Source organism: Methylophaga thalassica MP (genome assembly GCF_000214595.1).
GTDB lineage: Bacteria > Pseudomonadota > Gammaproteobacteria > Nitrosococcales > Methylophagaceae > Methylophaga > Methylophaga thalassica.
In genome coordinates this window covers 1,808,609-1,831,920 of record NZ_AFIG01000001.1, presented here as the reverse complement: position 1 = coordinate 1,831,920, position 23,312 = coordinate 1,808,609, and the positions used below count along the sequence as shown (strand labels likewise).

Below are 23,312 nucleotides of genomic sequence, written 5' to 3'. Positions count from 1 at the left end.
TATGGGATTATCAACGCAACTCCAAGTTCAACTTCAAGCATATGCAGAAGCAGGTGATACGCAGTCATATTACAATCTGTTAGCGGAAAATGGTCATGATTATGGCAATCTCGCTGTCCAAGCTGCGACAGATACTGGTTTTTGGGGACAATATGCAAATAACTTCATGGAGAATAAAGCCAGTGAGTACGGTGTAACTTTTGACAGGGATCAAATCGCACAGGAATTGATGAATAAAGATCTCTTATACCGACAAGAAAATAATTGGGAACCTATTCCTGCAAGTGATATTCGGCAGTATCACCATGAAGTATTTAATAATAATGGACTTCCGCCCTCTGCTTGGACAGGAACTTTTTTTGATGATAGAGCTGGTCCTGCTATGTGGTGTATTGAGTGTAATGGGGTAGAAAAAGAAGGACAGAGTCTTGCTGAAGCGCTAGGCACTTTTTTCGATAATTTGACAAGTGACTGGTCTGGTACAACATCTGAATTTTACGATTTCTTTACTGATGCTTTAGGTGATGGCGTATTGAGTGAAACCATCGCTGATTGGAGTCTCGATGCCACAGGCATTATTGAATTAGCCGGACTTATAAAAGTATATTCACAATTAAATGCTGAAGTCTATCAAGCAGCCCTAAATTTGTTGGCTGGCCTTTCTCTTTCTGTAGAGGCATTAGTTTCTCTCTTTAATTCAGATGACCCTTCTGATGCGTTTGATGATGCCGAAATTACACTCTCACCATTGGTTATAGATCTCGATAATGATGGTGTGGAAACCATGTCACAGGCTGCTAATGTATATTTCGACCATGATAAAAATGGTGTAGCAGAGAGAACTGGCTGGGTAAACAAAGATGATGGTTTGCTAGTTTTAGACAGAAATCATGATGGTCTTATTAACGATGGTGGTGAGTTATTCGGTAATAATACTGAACTTAACAATGGTTCTAATGCAGCTAATGGCTATGAAGCCTTAGCTGAAATGGATACCAACGACGACGGTATCATTAATGCACAAGATGCAGAGTTTGAAAATTTACGCGTTTGGCAAGATATCAACTCTGACGGTATTTCTCAACAAAACGAATTGTTTAAATTAGAAGATATCGGTATTAACTCGATAAGTGTTGATTACACAGCTATATCTACATCTGATGGAAATGGCAATGTAATAAAACAAATAAGTACCGCTAATCTAGCTGATGGTACAGAGATAGATACTGCAGATGTTTGGTTTGGGATTAATACTACGCAAACCGTTAATAGGAATGAGGTTGAATTATCTGATGAAATTTTAGCCTTGCCTGAAGTTAATGGCTTTGGAAATGTGCTAAGTCTGCGCCAAACAATGGCTGGTGATAATTTATTAACTGATCTAGTTACGCAATTTACTAATGCCACTAGTGATGATGAACGATTCAGTTTGATTGATGACATCATCTATCAATGGACAGGATCGGCAGATATTGATCCATATAGTCGTGACCCCTCACAGATATATGGGCATGTAATGGATGCTAGACAGTTGGTTACATTAGAAAATTTAGTTGGCAGAGATTATTTAGGAACATGGTGCTGGGGGCACGAGATCCTAATCCACACGGACATGCTGCGCCGAAACTAATTGCTGAATTCATTCAATTTAAGAATTACGTGACAGCACAACTAATGAGTCAAACTGTTTATGAAAATGTATTTTCCGAATTGTCGCTCAGCTATAACTCTGATACTCAAAATTTTGATCTGGATATGTCAGGTTTCATAGCAAACCTAATTGGTCGTCATTCAACAGAGGAAGAACTTGTTAAAGGTGCAATAAATACCCTGAGAGGGCTATCAATTTACTCAACCCAGCTACATGAACAATATGAAAACATAAAAGCCGATCCTGTATTGGGTGCTTATGCACTTGATACAGCTGTAGTTGGGTCGGTTAATAATGATTCCCTGAGTGGTACAAATTCAGACGATTATATTCGAGGCAACGAAGGCGATGACGAACTCTTCGGTGGTGATGGTAATGATCATTACTATTATGAAATCGGTGATGGTAGTGACCGTATTTTTGATGCATCTGGTACCGATACTCTCAATTTTGGTGATGGTATTACAATCGATTCGCTGATCGTTACACGAAATCCAACAAGTTTATTCATTACGTTGTTGGATAGTGTCGGTGAACATACAACAGACAGAATTCAAATAGATAATGTTTTTAGTTTTGACGGCATCATCATTGATTCTGCTATTGAGAATATCCACTTCTCTGATAACACTACTCTCACATTATCAGAGCTGATTAATGCCAAGTTTGATCAAGGTGAAACTGAAGATGATGACTACTTATATGGCACTGAGGCCGCTGACGAATTTCATGGCTTAGCTGGTGATGATTATATCTATGCTGGTGGTGGAGAGAATATTGTCTATGGTGATACTGGTGATGATTTCTTACAAGGTGGTTCTGACAACGATATTTTATATGGTGGTGTCGGTAATGATCAAATAGCTGCCGACGAAGGTAATGACGAACTATCTGGTGGCCAAGGCAGCGATTATTTGAGTGGTGGTTCAGGTAACGATAATTATATTTATAATCTTGGAGATGGTAGTGACATTATCATTGATATCTCAGGTACAGACACTATTAGTTTTGGGGTAGGTATAAGTCTAGATAATCTGCGCGTAACACGTGATATGACTAACCTGTACTTAACTCTTTTAGACGAGAATGGCCAAATTACGAGCGATTCAATCCAAATCAACGATGTATTTTACACTAATGGAGTCATTGCAAGTACTGCGATCGAGAAGTTTAGTTTTGTAGATGGTACTACAGTCACCACTGAGTCATTAATTGAGACTAATTATGTCCCTAATATTAGCGATGAGAATGATTATGTCATTGGTACATATAATAACGATACCCTTCACGGACAAGCCGGTGATGACGAAATTCATGGACAGTTAGGCGATGATGACCTTTTCGGAGATGATGGCAATGATAGGCTTTATGGTGAAAGTGGTAACGACACCATAGAGGGGGGGGCTGGGAATGATTCATTATATGGTGACTATGGCAATGATATATTGAATGGTGGGGCTGGAAATGACTTTCTTTCGGGCGGTGACGGTGATGATAGTCTCACTGGAGGAGATGGGGATGATGAGCTTAGAGGGAATAACGGGCAAGATACTTATTTTATCTCTGTAGGTACTGGAACCACCTATATTCATAACTATGATTCAGATAGTTCTTCAGATTCGCTACACTTTTTGCAAGGGATTGAAGTTGAAAACGTTGACGTATCGCGTGATGGTAATGACTTAGTATTAATCCTTGACTCATCTAATACACAGAAAGTTATTGTTAGTAACTATTTCTCTGGTTCTGATGTCGCCGAACAATATGAAGATTCCATTATTAACTCAATACATTTTTATGATGGTACCGTTTGGACTTCTGAAACGGTTAAATCTTTAGTAATAGAGTCATCTGATAGCAATGCAACTATTAAAGGATACTATTCGGACGATACACTCATTGGCAGTGATGGTGACGATACTCTATATGGTTATGATGGGAATGATACTCTCAATGGTAATGCCGGTAACGATATGCTTTATGGTGGAGAGGGCGATGACGTTCTTAAGGGTGGGAATGGAAATGATTTTCTACATGGTGGTGGGGGTAATGACACATACCAAATAGAACTTGGTACTGGTATCACTAATATCTATAACGATAAACGCTATAGTAACACTTCAAGTACTCTGCAGTTCTTAGAGGGTATAAGTCCCGGAGACGTTGAAGTAAGTCGTGTAGGCTCATCAGACCTACAATTTATTATTAAAGGAAGCCAAATCGTAAATGTGGAATATTATTTCAATGGTGTTGGTGTTGAAGATTCCACGAAAAATTTCCTAATTGAAACGATTTTATTTAGCGATGGGACAGTCTGGGATCTCTCCACCATCCTCGATAAAGTAATGTCTATAACGTCAGAATCTGACGACATCCATGGGTTTATGTCTGATGATGATTTTGATGCATTGGGTGGGGATGATACGGTTTATGGGTATGATGGCAACGATATCTTAAACGGAGGAACAGGTGATGATGCTCTTCATGGTGGAAATGGCAATGATATCTTAATCGGGGGAGAGGGCGACGACTATTTAGATGGCGGTAACGGAGACGATATTATTCTCACCGGTATCGGCAATGACACGGTCAGCGGTGGTGAGGGGACGGATACCTATCGAATACAAAGGAATAATGGATTAGGCATTACTCAAATACATAATTATGACAAGTACTCGCTTTTTGATGACAATATAGAGTTCTTGGAAGGTATTTCACCCGAAGATATTCAAATGAATAGGGAGGGGAGTACTTTAGTCTTAAAAATTGGCGATGCTGGTGAACAAGTAGTTAAAGTCCATAATTACTTTACTTATACCGGGACACTCAACCCTGAAAGTAATGGTAAAGGTATTCTTAGTACAATCTCTTTTCAAAACGGTGTTGTTTGGGATACAGAAACCATCAATAGCATGGTAAACAATGTCACCTCTGATGCAGATTTAATCCAGGGATATGCAACCGATGATGTATACGATGGCATAGCGGGTGATGACGAAATCTATGGTTATGATGGTGATGATCACTTAACCGGAGGAGTCGGTAATGACAAATTATATGGCGGTAACGGAGCTGATAGACTAATTGGTGGGGCAGGTACTGATCTCTTAGATGGCGGCAGTGGTAGTGATTTATATATTTATCAGCGTGGCGATGGCGTTGATACTATAAAATCGACCTCGGGGGATGTTTTACGTTTTGGAGCTGGGATTAATCCAGAAGATGTCACGTTTTATAATGATGGTAATTCACAGCTAGTTATCATCATTGATGGGCAGGCGCAGAATCAAATCCAAATTATTGGAGAGGCCCTAGCTGAGGTTCAATTTGATAATGGGGATGGCATTGTTTGGACAAATGCAGATATTCAAAATGTCATCCAAGTAGGTTCTGTCAACACAGCATACGGAACTACTGGTGATGATGAGTTCACTGTAGATCATAGTAATGATGTGATTGTAGAAGAGGAAGATTCTGGCACCGATACAGTTTATTCATCCAGAAATTATACCCTTTCAGACAATATCGAAAACTTAACCCTTACCGGCCTTCTAAATATCGATGCCACTGGCAATGAATTAAACAACATTTTGATTGGTAATGATGGTAACAACTCCTTTAATGGTATGGGCGGTTCTGATATCGCATATGGTGGTAAAGGGGATGATATTTATTACAACACGACAGCCGTTGAATATGCTGATGAAGGCATCGATACAGTTATAAATCGAAATGGTGGCACCCTCGGTGACAACATTGAAAATCTTTTTTTGGATGATGGCTCAGGCATTCATTCAAACTTTATTGTATATGCCATAGGTAATGACTTAGATAATATCTTAATGAGTAGTGCTGGTGGTGCTCATGGAGATGTACTGGATGGTCGGTCAGGGGCTGATACCATGGTTGCTCTAGGATTAGGTTCTGTCGTTTTCTATGTTGATAATGTCGGTGATAAGGTCATCCGTAATGGTGATGATAGTTCAGCTTATAATGATGAGGTGCGCACAACTATTAGTTATACCCTTCCTGACTTTGTCGAGAAACTGACTTTACTTGGAAATGATGCCATTGATGGTAATGGCAATAATCTCGATAATTTACTCGATGGCAGTCAAAATTCTAATTCAAATGTCCTGTCTGGTGGCTGGGGGAATGATACCTATATTTTAGGTGCTGGAGATGTGGCAATTGAAAGTGAAAACCAAGGGATTGATAAGGTCATTATCAAAAAACGCGTGGGTAGTAGTCGTAGCTATAGCCTTGTTGGAACCAATATCGAAAATGTTAGTTTAGAAGATTCTGTATATAACTACGATGTCTATGGTTCAGATGCAGACAATAATATAGGGGGAAATCAGTACGATAATCAACTGTATGGTGGTGCAGGTAATGATCGCCTGAGTGGAGGTGATGGAGAAGATCATTTATATGGTGGTGAAGGTGATGACACCCTTAACGGCGGTGATGGATCTGATATTTACTACTTTAGTGAAGGGTGGGGTAATGATGTCATCGATGTGTACGGTTCTACTTCGATAGATGTTATTAAATTTGATGCTGGAATTGAGCCATCAGATATTACTTATTATCAAGATGGTAATGATCTTATTCTCTCTCATCAAAATGGTAATGATTCCATACGAATAGTTTCTTGGTACAGTTCCAACCCTGGCAACTTATATAAAATTGCGTTTTCTGATGGCACTACCTGGCAAGCCCTAGAAAATGATTTGTCTGAATTTAATAACCTGCCATTTTTAACCACGCCGATTGATGAACAGAATACTGACGAAGGTCAACCATTCAGTTTTACTCTTCCAGCAAATAGCTTTATCGACTTAGATAATGACTCGATTACATATTCAGTTACTGAAGGTAGCTGGAACTCAGAATTGCCAAGTTGGTTATCATTTGATCCAGACACGCTAACGTTTTCTGGTAACCCTACAAGTCAAGATATCGCCTACTTAGAGATAAACCTTTTTGCTACGGATAGTCGTGGGGGTGTTACTAAGACAACATTTAATTTGATAGTCAACAACGTCAATGATGCACCTACTGTAGAAATGGTTATTCTAGATCATATTGCTCTTGCTGGTGAAATGATCAACTTTACGATACCTGAATCAACATTTAATGATATCGACTATGAAGATGAATTGACATATTCGGTTACTTTAGATGATGGTTCTGCCATACCTTCTTGGTTACTCTTTGATAGCGAAACTGGTAGTTTCTCTGGTACACCATCCATAGAGGATAAAGGTAGTTATATCATCGCTGTGACGGCAACAGATTTGGCTGGTGCATCAGTTACCACAACTTTCAGTCTCTCTATAGATGATGTGATTTGGAATCCCATCAATGGTACAGAGAATGGTGAACAGTTGTTAGGTACAAATGGGACTGATCTCATCACTGCAGGAGCAGGTGACGATGAGTTGTATGGCTTCTCAGATAACGACCGACTCATAGGTGGAGATGGTAATGACTGGCTATCTGGAGGCAATGGTTCAGGGTCAGGTTCCGGGGATGATGAGTTGTTCGGTGGTGAGGGGAATGACACACTTTTCGGTGAAGATGGTAATGATACGATGGATGGAGGCAATGGTGATGATCATTACTACTACTATTCAGGTCATGGTCAAGACATCATAAGTGATGCTGGTGATGGTCAAGACATCTTGTTCTTTAATAATGTAAGTCCGGAAAGATTAAGTTATCATCAGATGGGCAATGATTTGATTGTGTTAGTTGATGGTGATCTGGAACAACAAGTAAAAGTTATCAACCATTTTCTAGGTGGCAATTATGCAATCATGATTCAACCGAATGGTGGATATACACAAACACCATATGATATCTCCAACCAATTAACAGATTTACCGACAGGTAACCAAGAGGAGCCCGAAGATCCTGAAGATCCAGAGCAACCAACGACTCCTACAACAAGTGACATTCATCTAGATTTCTCCGGTAATGATAGTTTATCAGGAACGACTCAAAATGAAGTGCTTGCCTCTGGTGAGGGAGATGACGCCCTGGAAGGCGGTCAAGGAAATGACTACTTGATGGGAGGAGCAGGAAATGACACGTATGTCATTAATCCTGGCGATGGAGACGATATCATTATCGACTCAGATGGCAATAATATAATTCACTTTTCTGGTGGCCTTACCTTTAATGATGTTGCCAGTGGGTTAATGCGTTCTGGTGATGATTTAATCTTGAATATTGCCACTGGAAATGGGTCTGTACGGATACAACGATTCTTCTCAGTGACTAATACAATTGAAAAAATGATCTTTGATACTGGGAGTGAACTCACATCGAACCAGGTCTTTTCAGCCTTTGGCGAGACAGCACCAACAACAACTCTATTTTCAGGTGAATTAACGCTAGGTGATGGACAAGATAATTCACTTACTGGGACGGTCGATAATGATGTGATATTGGGTGGGAAGGGTGACGATTCTCTAACTGGTAGTGCTGGTGACGATCAACTCATTGGTGGAGATGGTGATGATACATACATCATAGGTAGTGGAAGCGGTAAAGACACCATCATTGATTCTATGGGTGTAAATACAATTAGTTTCATAGATGGTATTGGTTTCTCAGATGTTGCAAGTGGCCTAATGAGGTCTGGTGATGATCTTATCTTGAGTATAGCTAGTACAGGTAATCAGGTGAAGGTTAATAACTTCTTTGCGGTAGCCAATACTATTAATAGTCTAGATTTCGAAGATGGCTCTCAAATTACTGCTAACCAACTCTACGGTGCATTTGGTGTATCAGCACCAACAGATACTGTTGTTATCGAAGATGCGTTGAGTCACGTAATGACTGGTACAACGAGCAATGACACTATTACAGGTACGAGTGCAAACGAATATCTCTCTGGATTAGCTGGGGATGATATTTTGTCAGGTGGCGCGGGGAATGACCTAATTGAGGGGGGAGATGGTAATGATCGTATTAAGTTTGGCTTGAATGACGGTCAAGACCAGATCATACAAAATGATACTAACGCTGCAGAGACATATAACGATGTCATCGCTTTTGAAAACGATATCTCTTATGATGCGCTTTGGTTTAGCCGAAGTGATAATGATCTTCAAATTAACGTTGAAGGGACAGATGATCAGATAACGATTTCAAACTGGTATGACGGTACTGAGCATCAACTTGACCAGTTTGAATCAGGTTCAATGGTATTAATGAATAATCAAATCGATCAACTTGTCTCTGCAATGGCTGCATATGATGTACCTATGGGAGCTGGAAATGTTATTCCACAGGACGTTAAGGATAATCTTCAGCCTGCTCTAGCTAACAGTTGGACCGCAAACTAACTTATCAGTCTTTTCTAGAACTCGCATTTTTTGCGAGTTCTAGAAGTTTGAGTATTATTAGCCGTCGTAGTCTTTAGAACGAGTGCTCTTGAACTCGCTGTCAGCGTTAAATCTGCTTGGTCCGGCCAAGCTGAGCTGGCTATTGCGAATGTGATTGGAAGTAATATTTCCAATATTTTCTGGGTGCTTGGTTTGGCGGGACTCATCTCACCAGAGCCATTAATTGCTGGCCCGCAATTGGTAACATTAGATATACCTGTCATGTTGTCTGTTTCAGTTTTATGTTTACCCTTATTTTTTGTGGGTGCCACATTAACCCGGTTTGAGGGATTTCTATTCCTGCTTTTATATACATCTTATGTTTCGTACATGATTTTATTAGTTACTCAGTCTAACTTCGCAACGACATTAGTGCAGGCTTTAATCTATGGCTTAATTTCAGCTGTGTTTGTCTATGTATGCTTCACAGTAGGAAATGACTTGGTAAGACGTAATAGACAAAGTCATCATGAATTATAGTCCAGCAAAAGTGAAACAGATTTTATTGATGTATAAAGAGTGTAATGAGACTGAATGATATTAGTCTATACTGTAATGGTATATAGTACTGCTGATTAGGTTTTCGATGATTGTTTCTGCCGACTCAATCGAATTTATGTTATCTATACCCTCACCAGCCCATATAATTAAGGAGTCGAGACTGACTTCATGCTGTGCCTGGAAAAACGTTTTTTGATAATGTTCTACTTGTTGTGCTAATTCAACTTCCGAACCGTGCCAACGTGAAATAAAAGGATTAACAATTGCTCGGCCATTATAGCCCTCAGGCCATGCTATCTCGCGTATGATATCAAAAACGGTAGTTCTGATAGTATCTTTAGCCTTATGTGTCAACAATTGTTGTTTCATCTTGGGATGAGCTAAAGATTCATTGGATGCATAAAAACGGCTGCCGATAGAGGCCCCTTGTGCACCGAGGCTCAATACCCCTGCCAGGCTTCTGCCATCGGCAATCCCCCCGGCCGCTATGATAGGTGTATTCGGGACATGATGGATAACTTCCTCAGTTAGTGAAAGGGTGGAACGTCCGCTTTTGCCATGACCGCCTGCCTCACTCCCTTGTGTAATGATAAAATCAGCGCCTTTTTTCTTGACTTCCAGGGCTTCAGCTAATGATTGAACCTGGCAAATCAGGGGAATATTGTGGGTTTTAATTTTATCTACCCATGGGCTTATGTCTCCAAAAGACATCATCACTACCTTGGGTGAATACCCCATGACAAAGTCAAACACTTCATCAGTGAGTGACCATGTAATAAAGCCGACTCCCCAAGGTTTATTTGTTGAAGATTTTATGATTTCAAGTTCAGCTTTTAGCCAAGAGATATCACCATAGCCGACTCCAATCATGCCAAGTCCACCTGCGTTCGATACACTAGCGGCAAGTCTGCCTCCTGCCACATTGCCCATGGGTGCCAACACGATAGGATGTTGAATACCTAGCGCACTTGTGAGTTTAGTTTTAATAGTCATTTATTTCTCCTGGATGAGAAGCTGTGATGAGTACCAAATAACTGTTTTTCTTCATAGGTATCATCATCAAGAGGAATGAAACTTTCTTCTCTATAGTGACTTTCATTTTCAGGTGAATAAACGGTCTTAATAATGAAATAAAATGCGAGTATTATGAAAGCGTCGATACCAATAAACATAAATAAATGAGGCGTATCGTGATACTTCAGGAGTAGTGCTAACAGAAAAAAAGTGCTCATCTTCTAGCCTCCAAGCTTAACCGGAATATCGGTTTTACTATCAGCGATGACTGGTCCATTATTGTGATGAAGCCTTACTGCTGCTCTAATGGTCATGATTACATTAAATAACATCACACAGGCGCCGCTGAAAAAAACGAAGCCCCCCATCATGCGGATAGCATAGTAAGGATGCATCTGAGCAACAGATTCAACAAATGTGTAGGCGAGGTTGCCATAGTCATCGTAAGCGCGCCACATCAGCCCCTGCATGATACCGGCCACCCACATAGCAGTAATGTAAATAGCTGTACCCACCGTCGCTAACCAAAAATGCACATTAACCAACCGGACTGAAAACATGCGCGTATCCCATAAACGTTCTACCATATGGTAGAGCGCACCAATAGAAATCATCGCCACCCAACCTAATGCACCAGAATGAACATGACCGATAGTCCAGTCGGTATAGTGCGAAAGAGCATTAACTGTTTTTGACGCCATAACAGGACCTTCAAACGTAGACATAGCATAAAAAGCCAACGCTACAATTAAGAAACGCAGAATATAATCGGTTCTTAGTTTGTCCCAAGCCCCGCTCAATGTGAACATGCCATTAATTGCACCTCCCCACGACGGAATAATCATGGCGAGGGAGATTGCTGCACCAAGTGAGCCTGTCCAATCAGGTAGAGCTGTATATTGCAGGTGGTGTGCACCTAACCAAACATAGCCAAATATCAATGCCCAGAAGTGAATAACTGATAATCGGTAAGAATAAACAGGTCTGTTAGCTTGTTTGGGTACAAAGTAGTACATGATGCCTAAAAAGCCAGCAGTGAGATAAAATCCAATGGCATTATGCCCCCACCACCATTGAATCATGGCATCTTGAACGCCGGCGAAAATCGAGTATGATTTCATCAATTCAACGGGAATCGACAAGCTATTCACCACATGTAGATAGGTGAACATTATCATCATGGATAGGAAAAACCAGTTCGCTACATAGATATGGGAAACGCGGCGAATGCTCAATGTGAAAATAAAATTGATTGAGTAGGCTAGCCATACAGCCGTTAATAAAATATCAAATGGCCATTCTAGTTCTGCATATTCTTTGCCTTGCGTATAACCAAGTGGAAGCGTCACCAAAGCGCCGATCACATAAAGGTTCCATCCCCAAAAAGTGAACCAAGCCATGTTGTCACTCCATAGCCTCACATAGCAGGTTCGCTGAACTACGTAATAAGCCGTCGCCATCAGAACACAGCCGCCAAACCCATAGACGACTACGTTGGTATGAACTGGTCTTAGACGTCCGAAGCTAATATATGGATTATCAAAATTAAGGATTGGCCAGGCGAGTTCCGAAGCAATATACACTCCTATGCCGGTACCAATGACTAGATAAATACAAGCAGCAACGGAAAACCACTTGGTAATATCTTCATTGTAATTATTTGTTTTATTCATGATTAAGCTCCTGACTTTGAATGGCTATATTGGTTAGCGTCACCAATGCCAAATTTGATCGGCTTGCTCAAAAAGAGGAACAAGTTGTTCTCTATTTACTACTTGTATACCCTCTCGTAGCGCTTCCATTTCTAGCCCTCTATCCCATAGATCTTCATACACAACATAAACGGGAATATGAGATGAAATTAAGTTATCGATATCTTTATTGATATTGGCTGGTTGAGTTTGTAACCAATCACCTATCTTTAATGGGGGTTGCTGTTTTTTTTGTTGTGTGTAATACACGGCTTGACCTGTAAGTAATAATTGAATTTGGTCGATATCGCTTAGCTCAACTTTTTTCTGCATGCATTGGATCAGCCATAGAATCGTTTCATCTTGTTCCTCTACAACTGTTCTGAAAGCTTGATCAAGTATTTGTAAAACTTTCATAATTAACGTGTTCCAATAGTTAGAGTGTTAAATGATTCTGAGGCATAGCGCCATAAATCTGCTGGTCCTCCTCGGTTGCAACCGGGAATGGTGTCATTGACGCCGCGCTCATCTACACATAAACCACAATTAATCCATTCAAAAGAAAGTGCTTTTTTACGTGCTTTTTTTTGTAATGAAGCAATCCACGTTTTTGTCAGTGGATGATCTTCTTGTTGAGTATCATTTCCATGAATAGCGTTGCCATGTTGTTGTTGCTTAGCGAATGAGAGGGCAGCAGCACCTTCATAAGCAAAAACCTTCACATGTGAATTAGCATCTAATGCGGCATCTAGCAATCTAAAAAATGTGACTGTGCGTTCACTCTCAAATGGTGGGTCCATAAAGGCGAAAGTAAGTGTTTTATTATGTGACATTGTCATCTCCTAATTCCAAATGACCTTTTGCCCTGACAGTAATGCTTTGATAACAATATCCAGATCGGTGGTTAATATCTCTGGTATCAGTTGTTCAGCATCTATTTCTCTCTGTTGTAAAGAAAATTTATCAGCAACGAGTGTAATGTTTTCATGAAGTAATTTAGTAAAGGGGGTAAAAATGCTGCTTTTGGTTGCAGGCATCACACCGTTTTGAACAAGCACTACCGTCACACGATTGCCTGCAGTGGCGAGATGATGAATTAATTCATATTGTGATTTAGTCAGTGCATCTGTGAATGGATCTCGACTTTGTATAAAAAGAAATTCAGACATCTATCGTTCCTGTATTGATTGATTAGAGATGGATGAGGATTTAATGAAATTACATCGATGAAGAAAATCTCCGAAATGCTCTTTATCAATACGATCTGTCGAGTACAAATCGAATAAAGGAGCTATTGCATCGAGAACCTGAGTTTGACTTAGGTTTTTTTCGTGCAGAGTGGCTAGCCGGTCGCCTCGGTGACTACCTCCAAGATATAAGTTATATAAACCTGGAGCTCGTCCTGTTAATGCTATTTCAGCTAAGTAGGGGCGAGCGCATCCATTAGGGCAGCCAGTTATTCTGAGCGTGATGGGCGTTTTTTGAAGGTTATACTGACGTTTCAAATCATCAAAAAGCGTAAGAAACTCAGGTGTTATTCTTTCCGCTTCAGCCATAGCCAGCCCACATGTAGGAAGTGCAACACAGCTCAATGTGGCAGCTTCTTGATTTGATGGGAGCAATCTTTCATATAGACCAAGATCAGATAATCGTCTTGCTACGTCATAAATGTCATATGGTGGAATATTGATAAGCTGAATATTCTGGTTTGCAGTTAACCTGACTTCACCACTATATTGCTGAAAGAAAGCCTGTAATTGATCTTGTAAATGATCATTGATACGTCCGCTTTGAATATGTAGTGTTGCGTACCACTGACTATCTTCAGTTTGGTGCCAGCCTAACTTATCGCCATTATGCGCGAATTTATATGGCTTTAGTGGTGCTAGCTTTTTACCAAAACGGCTTATGAGTAATTCTTTGAAGTTATCTAAACCTATTCTGTCTAATGTGTATTTGAAACGTGCACGATGTCTATCTTTCCTATCACCATAATCGCGTTGAATACTCATGATGACCTCAGCGATAAATGGCGCATCTGATGCATCTATAAAGCCAATGGGGGTGGATAGTCTCGGATAGCTATCTTCTCTGGAGTCAAGCTGCCCCATTCCACCGCCGACACACACGTTGAAGCCAACCAGGCGAGATTCCTTAATAACAGCTATAAACCCGACATCTTGGGCAAATATATCAATATCATTATCTGGAGGGATGACGAATCCAATTTTAAATTTACGAGGTAAATAGGTATCTCCATAAAGTGGCTCTTCAGAGTGGGAGACTGAAGGAGGGGAGTCATACCAAGTTTCACGATAAGCAGCAGTTTTAGGTAGAAGCCGCATGCTCGTTTCTTTTGCGATCTTATAGACTTGTTGGGATATTTTTGACTCATCAGGATTGACTCCACAAACAATACCGCGGTTGTCATCGCCACATGCAGCAAGGGTATCTATCTTTATCTTTTCTAGACTTATCAGGAGTGGTTGTAAGCATTGTTTTTTCACACCGTGAAGTTGAATAGTTTGACGTGTGGTAATACGAATCCCATTTGATGAGTAAATTCGTGATAAACGATCTATTTCTATCCATTGCTGTTTGGTTAATCTTCCACCTGGAATTCTGAGTCTCACCATAAATTGATAATGAGGTTCAAGTTTTCGAATGAGACGATGTTGTCGTGTATCACGATCATCTTGTTGATAGATGCCATGGAATTTTGTTAACAATCCATCATCGTGACTGATACTTCCTGTATTAGAATCATTTAGTCCCTCTCTGATCGTGCCTCTTAAAAAATGACTTTTTGCTTTAAGCTGTTCATTACTATGCTGTTCAATGAGCGGTTGACTAATATCAGACTGTCGATCAATAGTAAGTATGGTCACTTTATTTCTCCGTAAAATTAATATACGTTTCTATGCAATCGTTTTTGCTGAGTGAGTTGAAGCCAGATCCGAGAATAAGATGACGCATGGCTCAAGGTTTCTGTGAGATGGTCGAATATGTTCTTGTGACCTGATAAATACAGATGTGCCCCAGCGTTTAACCAGCCTTTAAATGTGTCTTCATTGTCTTGAATGATGTCGTAGATTGATTTAACTGAGATGTCTTCAGAAAAAGACGTATCTAAGCGAGACAATAGGCCATCTTGTAAATATTGGCACCACTCCGTTTGATAGAGAAAGTCATTTAAAAATGTACGTTCTCTTAGTATTAACCACACTGAATGTTCACGGTTAGGATCGGAGCTAATCTCCTGCATGAAAGCTCGAAATGGTGCAACTCCCGTTCCGTCAGCAATGAGGATAATGGGGCTATTTTGATTGGTGGGTAAATGAAACCGTTTATTGTGATGAGGGAAAATAAGAAGATGTTCACCTTCTTCTATATTCGTTAAATATGTTGAACAAATTCCATTTTGTAACTTCCCAGACCAAAGATATTGATACTTTTCTACAGTGAGATGTAATTCATCTTGAATCTGGCGAGTGCTGTTGGCAATGTCATATAAACGGGGTTGTAACGGCCTTAAGCTATCGATTAGCTGTTGTGGATTTAACGGTACAGGGTAGTTGACTAGTAAATCTGTTAATTGGTGCCGTTTGAGATATGAGCGTAATGTTTGTTTATCCTGACTTAATTTTATTAAGTCATTGTTTTTTGAAATCTCACTCCATTTAGTTAAACATTGTGCTGTTACCAAAGTGAGATCACAATATTCACGCAAAGCCTGTACTAGTGGCATGGCAATTTGTTTTACAACAACAGATTCGTCTCCTGATAATTTTGTTAATGACAATATTTGGTGTACGAGTTGAGGAGGATTCTGAGGTAAAACACCGATTCCATCACCGGCAGTCAGACTCAGTTGAATATTTTCTGGTATCTCTAATTCTAAGTGATGGATAGGGTTTGTTCTTGAGTCATCAGATAAACGAGTATTCTTGACCACTTCTACAGAGAGTGGACTTGTTTTTGAGTAGGTCGAAGTACGGATTTTATTACTGCTTCTTTGATGTGCTTCATCGTTTTCTGTGATATCTGGTAACGTCGGAAGACAGAAAGTAATCCATTCATCAGCCGTTTCTTCAAAATCAACATCACACTCTACACATTCAGTAAAAGGTATTGCACTGAGCTCACGCAACTTGGCATCAATTTTGAGACCTGTTAAACAAAAGTGATCATATGAACTGTCACCTAAAGCAAGCACTGCGTAAGAAAGATGAGATAAATCTTCATTTAGGTTAAGCAATTCATCATAGACAGATGTAATGGGTTCTGGTGGATCGCCATCACCATGAGTGCTACACACAATGTATAGGTGATCAATATGTTTTAGTTGTTTGAACTTGAAATCCGCTAGGTTAATAATTTCTATTGATTTATCTTGATGACATGCTTTTTCATAGAACTTTTGAGCAATACCTTTCGAATTACCTGTTTCTGTTCCATAGGCTACGACGGCCTTCTTTTCAGCAGCTATGCTTTTATCTGAAGTGGAAATGTCTAATAAATTATTTGCTAACCATTCTGTTTGTTGATTAGACAAACTTTTGAGAAGGTTTGCCACGGCCTCCCACTCAGATGTTGTGAATAATGATGTAGCTAAATTTTGCATGAAGTGTGTTTCAAGTGCTGTGAATGTTGAAACACATTATGGAGAGATTCTTTTGTAATATATAATGAATATTATCGCAACTTAATATCAAAAATATTCATATGGATGTCAGTTTAGCCAGAACATTTCTTGAAATTGTCAGGTCGGGAAGCTTTATCTCAGCAGCAGAAAAACTGCATGTGACTCAAACTACCGTAACCGCTCGAATTCATAATCTTGAGGGACAACTTGGATGTAAACTGTTTGTTCGCAATCGTTCAGGTGCAAGTCTAACCTCAAATGGTGTCAGGTTTGTTGAGCATGCAACGAAAATGGTTCAATCATGGGAGCTGGCAAAACGAGATCTGCCTCTACCCGAGGGAGTACAAAATGTACTTAATATTGGTAGTGAAGTCAGTTTATGGAGTCCGCTTGTCTTACAGTGGTTAAATGCACTTAATATCACTGAAAGTGAAGTGGCCATTAGAGCTGAGATTGGTGAGCGTCAATCACTCATGGAGCAACTTGAAAATGGTGTTCTAGATATTATTCTGGTTCATCAGCCTGAATATTGGCCAGGTGTTCAGGTCGAGCAACTATTAGAAGAAAAGCTCATCCATGTAAGTTCAGTTGATAATCCTCAACCTTATGTATACGTGGACTGGGGAGATGACTTTAGACGTCAACATGATGTGGCTTTACCTGAACTAGCAAGAGCACAACTAACTATTAGTCTCGGGCCATTGGCTTTACATTACATCTTAACAAATGGTGGAAGCGGTTATTTTCGTACGAGAGTGGTTGAGCACCATATAAAAGCAGGACTCTTAAAGCATAATGAACATTATCCTGAGTTTACTTTTCCAGTATTTGTCTTGTACAAACAGGCAGATAAACAAAGATATCGCTCACAACTTAACGCTTTATTTGAATCATCAAAAATTCAGTCGCCATGGTTGCCCTAATAAGCATACGCATTAACTATCTATTTATGAGTAATTGCTTGTAAATATTTTACTCAACACATATTTAGCAATAGCGAGAAAAACATGGATGAGACGAAACAAAGAATTGCTTTATTCATTGACGCTGATAATGCGCCAGCTAGCAAATTTGAAGATGTACTTAGTGAAGTCGCAAATTATGGTGTTGTAACTATTCGTAAGGCCTATGGAAATTGGAAGTCGCCGACATTAAAAGCGTGGGAGGAACTTTTGCATGAATACGCTATTCAACCAATACAACAATTCGATTTAACAAAGGGAAAAAATGCGTCGGACATTGCTTTAGTTATTGATGCGATGGATGTCATGTATACAAAACAGATCGATGTGATGTGTTTTGTTACATCTGATAGCGATTTTACACCAATGGTCACTAGAGCCCTGGCAGAAGGAAAAGTGGTATTAGGGTTTGGAGAACGAAAAACACCGTTACCATTTGTGAATGCCTGTTCTAAATTTCTTTTTCTTGATCAAGAAAAAGAAAAAACTAAATCTGTGACAAAACCTAAAAACATTAAATCAGATACTAAACTTATCAATTTGTTAAGGCAGGCTATTGAAGCAACAGAAGATGAAGATGGCTGGGCTGCTTTGGGCCCTGTAGGAGCGAACATTTCTAATAAAACATCTTTCGATACTAGAAACTATGGGTTTAAGAATCTAAGTAGTCTCTTTAAATCGATCGATCTTTTTGAGCTAAAAAGAGGGGTGGGTAATACATACTTAGTCAGGGACATACGGAAACAGACGAAGTCCTGAAAACAATTTCTATTATAGAGATAACAAGATAATCAAACTATCTAATTTATTTGATTTCAATAATTGAAAATTTAGATGATAGTGAAGACACAAATAGATTTAGCTTATATGTAACGTCATTATTTTAGTTATATAAGATACGATATAAACCGTTAAAACTCTCTTTTTAATTAACATTGCATCGCGTCAAACATGAAAAAAGAAAATATGTGAGCTTATAGTCGATCAATGTTAGATGCTCTAGTCATTATCCTTGCTGGACTGATAGGCGGTATGCTTAACTCAATCGCTGGTGGAGGGAGTTTTATTACTTTGCCAGCTTTGATGTTGATAGGATTTAGTCCAATTACTGCTAATGCTACTGGCACTGTGGCATTACTAACAGGTTATGTTGCAAGTGTATGGCATTCACGTCATACCATAAGAAAATTACCCAACAATCTGACACCATATGTTATCGCTTCATTATTGGGAGGAATGTGCGGAGCATTAATATTAAATTGGAGTGATGAGAAACACTTCGACAGATTGCTGCCTTGGTTGATGTTACTGTCTACTCTGGCATTCGTTATTGGGCCTAAAATTACACTCCTCAAAACTAATGCAATTCGACATCAATATCTTCAACATTTTCTGATTTTGTTTGCTATTTGTCTGTATGGCGGCTATTTCAATGGTGGTGTAGGAATAATGTTGTTAGCGGGCTTATCTATAATGACAAATACAGATATACATAATTCAAATGCGATAAAAAATCTGATGTCAGTTATGTTGACAACTATCGCTAGCTTATTTTATTGGATGGCTGATTTAATTGATTTTAACTTATTGTTCATGATGGGGATATCTGCACTATTTGGTGGGTATCTTGGTTCGAGATTATCTTATTCTCTCTCACAAAAAAACTTTAGAGTAATAATCATATTTTTGGGATGTGTGATGACGCTTATATATTTCAACCGATAGAGCACACTGATATGTAAATTTACCGTTTCTTTATCACGCTTTCATTTTTTAAAATCTCGATCTGATTAGTTGGGATAGATTGTTCATATATAAAAAAACAGCTTATATTGCTGATATTTAATACAAATACAGATGTTACATAACTAACCACTTCACGATGGTACTGCAATTTATTTGTCTTTTATAGTCTCAGAATCAAAACTCTCCAATACACTCTTCCAGATATTAACTTTCTAATCATCAAATGCATTGATTAAAATAGGTAAATGAAATACCTTATTAAAAAGGCGGGATTTTATAGCTAACGATATGTTTTTATAAAGTCGTTTTATTAAATAAAAACAATTCGTTAAAAGTTTTTATTCATTGGTCAATGTGCTGATTGACGCGCAGTTATCGATGTTGTTAATGACTCGTTCATTAACGCCATTCCGTCATTTACTCGTTATTCAATAAAGCCTTGCTCAGGGTATAGGCGGCATCTCACAAAGGAGTGACTGATGACAAACGTAAAAAACCTCTGGTTATTTCTGGCATTTTTGTTGTTTGTTTCTTTTGGGGTGCTGATATGGAGTGGTAATCAGATTTATCAACAAGCACCACCTATGCCCGAAAAGGTCGTCACCACCGACGGTAACTTAATCTACAGCCGCGATGAAATTGAGAAAGGACGACAAGTCTGGCAATCCTTCGGTGGTATGCAGCTTGGCTCAATCTGGGGACACGGTGGTTATGTTGCACCGGACTGGAGTGCCGACTGGATGCACCGAGAGTTGATGGCCTTACTCAATCTCTGGGCAAACCGAGATTACGGTGTGGAAAGCTTTGAGCTTGCCAATGCCGAACAGCAAGCCGCTTTGCAAGGCAGGCTGAAGTCCCTAGTCAGAAAAAATACATACAATCCCGACACAGGCGTCATCACTTTAAGTTTGGACAGAGTCAAAGCGATAACTCAGGTCTCTGAGCATTACCAACGTCTCTTTAGTGATGAACCTTCAACGGCTGAGCTGCGTGAAGCCTATGCCATGAAAAATAACACGGTCACCGATCCAGAAAATCGTCGTGTACTTTCCGCTTTTTTCTGGTGGACGGCATGGGCCACTATGACTAATCGCATCGATGGTGACATTACCTATACCAATAACTGGCCTAATGAGCCGTTGATTGATAATAAACCGCCGGCGAGTATGTTCCTCTGGTCTGCATTCAGTGTGACATTCTTGTTGGCTGGCATTGGTTTAATGGGATGGTACTACGCGGCGTCTCATGGCAAAGAGGAGGCGACCAGTAAATTACCGGTTACTGATCCGATGCGTGAGTTACGACCCACACCCTCGATGATGGCGACAGCCAAATATTTCTGGGTATTGCTCGCTTTATTCCTGGTGCAAATTCTACTCGGTGCGGTGACTGCGCATTATCAGGTAGAAGGACAGGTGATGTATGGCTTTGAGTTATCCGAAATTTTGCCTTACTCGATAACTCGCACCTGGCATACCCAACTGGCCGTATTATGGATAGCACTTGCCTGGCTCGCGACCGGCCTCTATATCGGTCCTGCCGTATCGGGTTATGAACCGCCTTATCAGCGATTCGGTGTGAATCTGCTGTGGGTCTGCTTGCTGGTCATTGTGGTTGGTGCCTTTACTGGGCAATGGTTCGCGGTAAATCAGACATTAGGTCTGGAGCATAACTTCTGGTTTGGTCATCAAGGTTGGGAATATGCCGATATTGGCCGCTTCTGGCAGTGGTTCCTGTTTATCGGTTTGTTACTCTGGCTGTGTTTGGTGGGGCGCTCGCTCTGGCCGACATTACGTCAACCCTCTGAAAGTCGTTCCATTATTGGTTTACTATTCCTATCCACCGTCGCCATTGGCTTGTTCTTTGGGGCGGCACTGGTCTGGAATGAACACACCCATATTTCCATGGTGGAATACTGGCGCTGGTGGTTAGTTCACCTGTGGGTTGAAGGATTCTTTGAAGTCTTTGCCACAGCAGTTATTGCGTTCTTATTTACTCGTCTGGGCTTAATCCCGGTCAAAACAGCGACTGTTGCTGTGCTGTTTGCCACGATTATTTTCATGTCTGGTGGCGTAATTGGCACATTACATCATCTCTACTTTGTCGGATCACCTACACCGGTATTGGCGTTGGGTGCCAGCTTCTCGGCACTGGAAGTGGTGCCACTGGCCTACATCGGTTTTGAGGCGTATCACAATTACACGTTGGGTCATGCGACTGAGTGGATGAAACGTTACCGCTGGCCGATTATGTTCTTTGTGGCCGTGGCGTTCTGGAATCTGGTCGGTGCTGGGTTATTTGGTTTTTTGATTAATCCACCATTATCGCTTTACTACATGCAAGGCCTTAACCTGACACCATTGCATGGTCATACCGCTTTGTTCGGTGTTTACGGTATGTTGGGTATTGGTCTGACCTTGTTCTGTATACGTGGTATCAAGCCCGATCTCATCTGGCCGGAAGGCACGCTTAAAGCCAGCTTCTGGTGTTTCAATATTGGTCTGGCACTGATGGCTTTACTCACGCTGTTACCGCTTGGTGTGATGCAATTATTTGCCAGCCTGAATCATGGTTACTGGTATGCCCGATCAGCGGACTTTATGCAGCAACCCGTTGTTGATTTACTGGTCTGGATGCGTGTGCCCGGCGATACCATCTTTGCAGTCGGCGCTTTGTTATTAGCCTGGTTTATTCTCAGCTTATGGATCAAACCTAAATACGAAGGTGGGCAACAACGCGGCTAGAAGCCAATCCGATTTAAGGGCTGACTGACGGTGATTGAGTTCTATGATGAGGTTAGGCAAGTACACTGGCTGATGGCCTTTGCCAGTGGCGGCTTGCTCTTCATTCATGGGCTCATTCACCTGAGTCAACCTGATAATCTGCTATCAACGTCCGTTCGTTATCTTCGTTACGGCGTTGATACGGTGTTAATCACCACAGCGTTAATGCTGACCAATATCGTGCAGCAATTTCCTTTTATCGATGCTTGGCTTACGGTGAAGTTTCTGCTGCTGATGGTTTATCTCTTTCTCTCACACATCATGCTCTACAACACTCGAAACCAGGGGCAATATGCCACAGTTTGGGGGCTGGCTTTGATGACGTGGTTGTTTATTTTCAGCGTAGCGAAAACGCATCAAAGCGGGGGCATATTCAGCTTGCTTTTTTGACGTGAAAGATACATTCAAGCCTATGGCTGGTTCGTTGAAAGCCATTTTATAGATGCATTTAGAGGATAGTTATGTACGGGACATTATTACTGCTTCACATACTTGCTGCCACCATATGGACTGGAGGGCATATCGTCTTATCGGTGGTGATCTTGCCTAAGGTATTAAAGCATCGTTCGCCTGAAGAGCTGCTTAGTTTTGAGTCAGTTTATGAAAAGATAGGCATGCCCGCCCTGATTATTCAAATCTTAACGGGGTTGTATCTGGCTTATCTTATGCTGCCAGACATCACACAATGGTTTAACCTCACAAATCCGGTCTCACATGCCATCATGGCAAAATTGTGTCTGCTGCTTTTAACACTCAGCTTTGCTGTGCACGCACGATTTCGTGTCATTCCTCACCTCTCTCCAGACACACTCAAAGTGATGGCCTGGCACATTATTCCCGTCACCATTCTTTCCATCTTGTTCGTCGTTGTTGGCGTGTCATTCCGAACAGGTTGGCTTTATTAATCACGCTGCAATAACAG

General features: G+C 40.4%; 16 protein-coding genes and 1 pseudogene. 9 read left to right on the top strand and 8 right to left on the bottom strand.

Translation table 11 applies throughout. The features are described 5' to 3' along the window. Nucleotide 1: 1 nt before the first annotated feature. From MAMP_RS15695 to MAMP_RS08580, 3 genes and pseudogenes are all read left to right on the top strand, one after another. Complete coding sequence (locus tag MAMP_RS15695) at nucleotides 2-1,630, top strand: hypothetical protein (protein ID WP_007145629.1); 1,629 nt, start codon at nucleotides 2-4, stop codon at nucleotides 1,628-1,630. After that, a complete protein-coding gene (locus MAMP_RS16410; protein WP_272941590.1) occupies nucleotides 1,579-9,009 on the top strand; it encodes a calcium-binding protein in 7,431 nt (2,476 codons plus the stop codon). Before MAMP_RS15695 ends, MAMP_RS16410 begins: the two co-directional genes overlap by 52 nt. A gap of 75 nt (nucleotides 9,010-9,084) precedes the next feature. Then, nucleotides 9,085-9,528, top strand: a pseudogene (locus MAMP_RS08580) (sodium:calcium antiporter); the annotation flags it as partial. 60 nt (nucleotides 9,529-9,588) lie between these two features. Here MAMP_RS08580 and MAMP_RS08575 read toward each other — a convergent pair. Genes MAMP_RS08575 through MAMP_RS08540 form a run of 8 tightly spaced genes read right to left on the bottom strand, consistent with a single transcriptional unit; the run spans nucleotide 9,589 to nucleotide 16,878 of the window. After that, the gene (locus MAMP_RS08575) at nucleotides 9,589-10,542 is read right to left on the bottom strand and encodes an NAD(P)H-dependent flavin oxidoreductase (protein WP_007145626.1); all 954 of its coding nucleotides are present in this window, start codon (nucleotides 10,540-10,542) and stop codon (nucleotides 9,589-9,591) included. Continuing rightward, nucleotides 10,539-10,781 carry a hypothetical protein gene (locus MAMP_RS08570; RefSeq protein ID WP_007145625.1) on the bottom strand — a complete coding sequence of 81 codons (243 nt, stop codon included), beginning with the start codon at nucleotides 10,779-10,781 and terminating at the stop codon, nucleotides 10,539-10,541. Before MAMP_RS08570 ends, MAMP_RS08575 begins: the two co-directional genes overlap by 4 nt. Before the next feature lie 3 nt (nucleotides 10,782-10,784). Continuing rightward, nucleotides 10,785-12,236 carry a cytochrome-c oxidase, cbb3-type subunit I gene (gene ccoN, locus MAMP_RS08565; RefSeq protein ID WP_007145624.1) on the bottom strand — a complete coding sequence of 484 codons (1,452 nt, stop codon included), beginning with the start codon at nucleotides 12,234-12,236 and terminating at the stop codon, nucleotides 10,785-10,787. A gap of 39 nt (nucleotides 12,237-12,275) precedes the next feature. Continuing rightward, entirely contained in the window at nucleotides 12,276-12,671 is a 396-nt protein-coding gene (locus tag MAMP_RS08560; protein WP_007145623.1) for a hypothetical protein, read from the bottom strand. A gap of 2 nt (nucleotides 12,672-12,673) precedes the next feature. After that, nucleotides 12,674-13,087 carry a DsrE family protein gene (locus tag MAMP_RS08555; RefSeq protein WP_007145622.1) on the bottom strand — a complete coding sequence of 138 codons (414 nt, stop codon included), beginning with the start codon at nucleotides 13,085-13,087 and terminating at the stop codon, nucleotides 12,674-12,676. A gap of 9 nt (nucleotides 13,088-13,096) precedes the next feature. Next, entirely contained in the window at nucleotides 13,097-13,423 is a 327-nt protein-coding gene (locus tag MAMP_RS08550) for a DsrE family protein (protein WP_007145621.1), read from the bottom strand. Next, nucleotides 13,424-15,142, bottom strand: a complete 1,719-nt coding sequence (locus tag MAMP_RS08545; RefSeq protein ID WP_007145620.1) for an NADPH-dependent assimilatory sulfite reductase hemoprotein subunit — start codon at nucleotides 15,140-15,142, stop codon at nucleotides 13,424-13,426. 17 nt (nucleotides 15,143-15,159) lie between these two features. Beyond that, nucleotides 15,160-16,878: a diflavin oxidoreductase gene (locus tag MAMP_RS08540; protein ID WP_007145619.1), complete on the bottom strand. Its 1,719-nt coding sequence runs from the start codon at nucleotides 16,876-16,878 to the stop codon at nucleotides 15,160-15,162. A gap of 101 nt (nucleotides 16,879-16,979) precedes the next feature. Between MAMP_RS08540 and MAMP_RS08535 the strand changes: the two genes are divergently transcribed. From MAMP_RS08535 to MAMP_RS08510, 6 genes are all read left to right on the top strand, one after another. Beyond that, a complete protein-coding gene (locus MAMP_RS08535; protein WP_007145618.1) occupies nucleotides 16,980-17,822 on the top strand; it encodes a LysR family transcriptional regulator in 843 nt (280 codons plus the stop codon). Between the two features lie 84 nt (nucleotides 17,823-17,906). Further along, the gene (locus tag MAMP_RS08530; protein WP_007145617.1) at nucleotides 17,907-18,620 is read left to right on the top strand and encodes an NYN domain-containing protein; all 714 of its coding nucleotides are present in this window, start codon (nucleotides 17,907-17,909) and stop codon (nucleotides 18,618-18,620) included. 228 nt (nucleotides 18,621-18,848) lie between these two features. Further along, nucleotides 18,849-19,586 (top strand): sulfite exporter TauE/SafE family protein, encoded by a 738-nt coding sequence (locus MAMP_RS08525; protein WP_007145616.1) that lies wholly within the window; start codon nucleotides 18,849-18,851, stop codon nucleotides 19,584-19,586. Between the two features lie 500 nt (nucleotides 19,587-20,086). Then, nucleotides 20,087-22,351 carry a nitric-oxide reductase large subunit gene (locus MAMP_RS08520; protein ID WP_007145615.1) on the top strand — a complete coding sequence of 755 codons (2,265 nt, stop codon included), beginning with the start codon at nucleotides 20,087-20,089 and terminating at the stop codon, nucleotides 22,349-22,351. A gap of 30 nt (nucleotides 22,352-22,381) precedes the next feature. Then, nucleotides 22,382-22,780 carry a SirB2 family protein gene (locus MAMP_RS08515; protein ID WP_040576250.1) on the top strand — a complete coding sequence of 133 codons (399 nt, stop codon included), beginning with the start codon at nucleotides 22,382-22,384 and terminating at the stop codon, nucleotides 22,778-22,780. A 71-nt stretch (nucleotides 22,781-22,851) separates the two neighbouring features. Continuing rightward, a complete protein-coding gene (locus tag MAMP_RS08510) occupies nucleotides 22,852-23,295 on the top strand; it encodes a CopD family protein (protein ID WP_007145613.1) in 444 nt (147 codons plus the stop codon). Nucleotides 23,296-23,312: the final 17 nt, after the last annotated feature.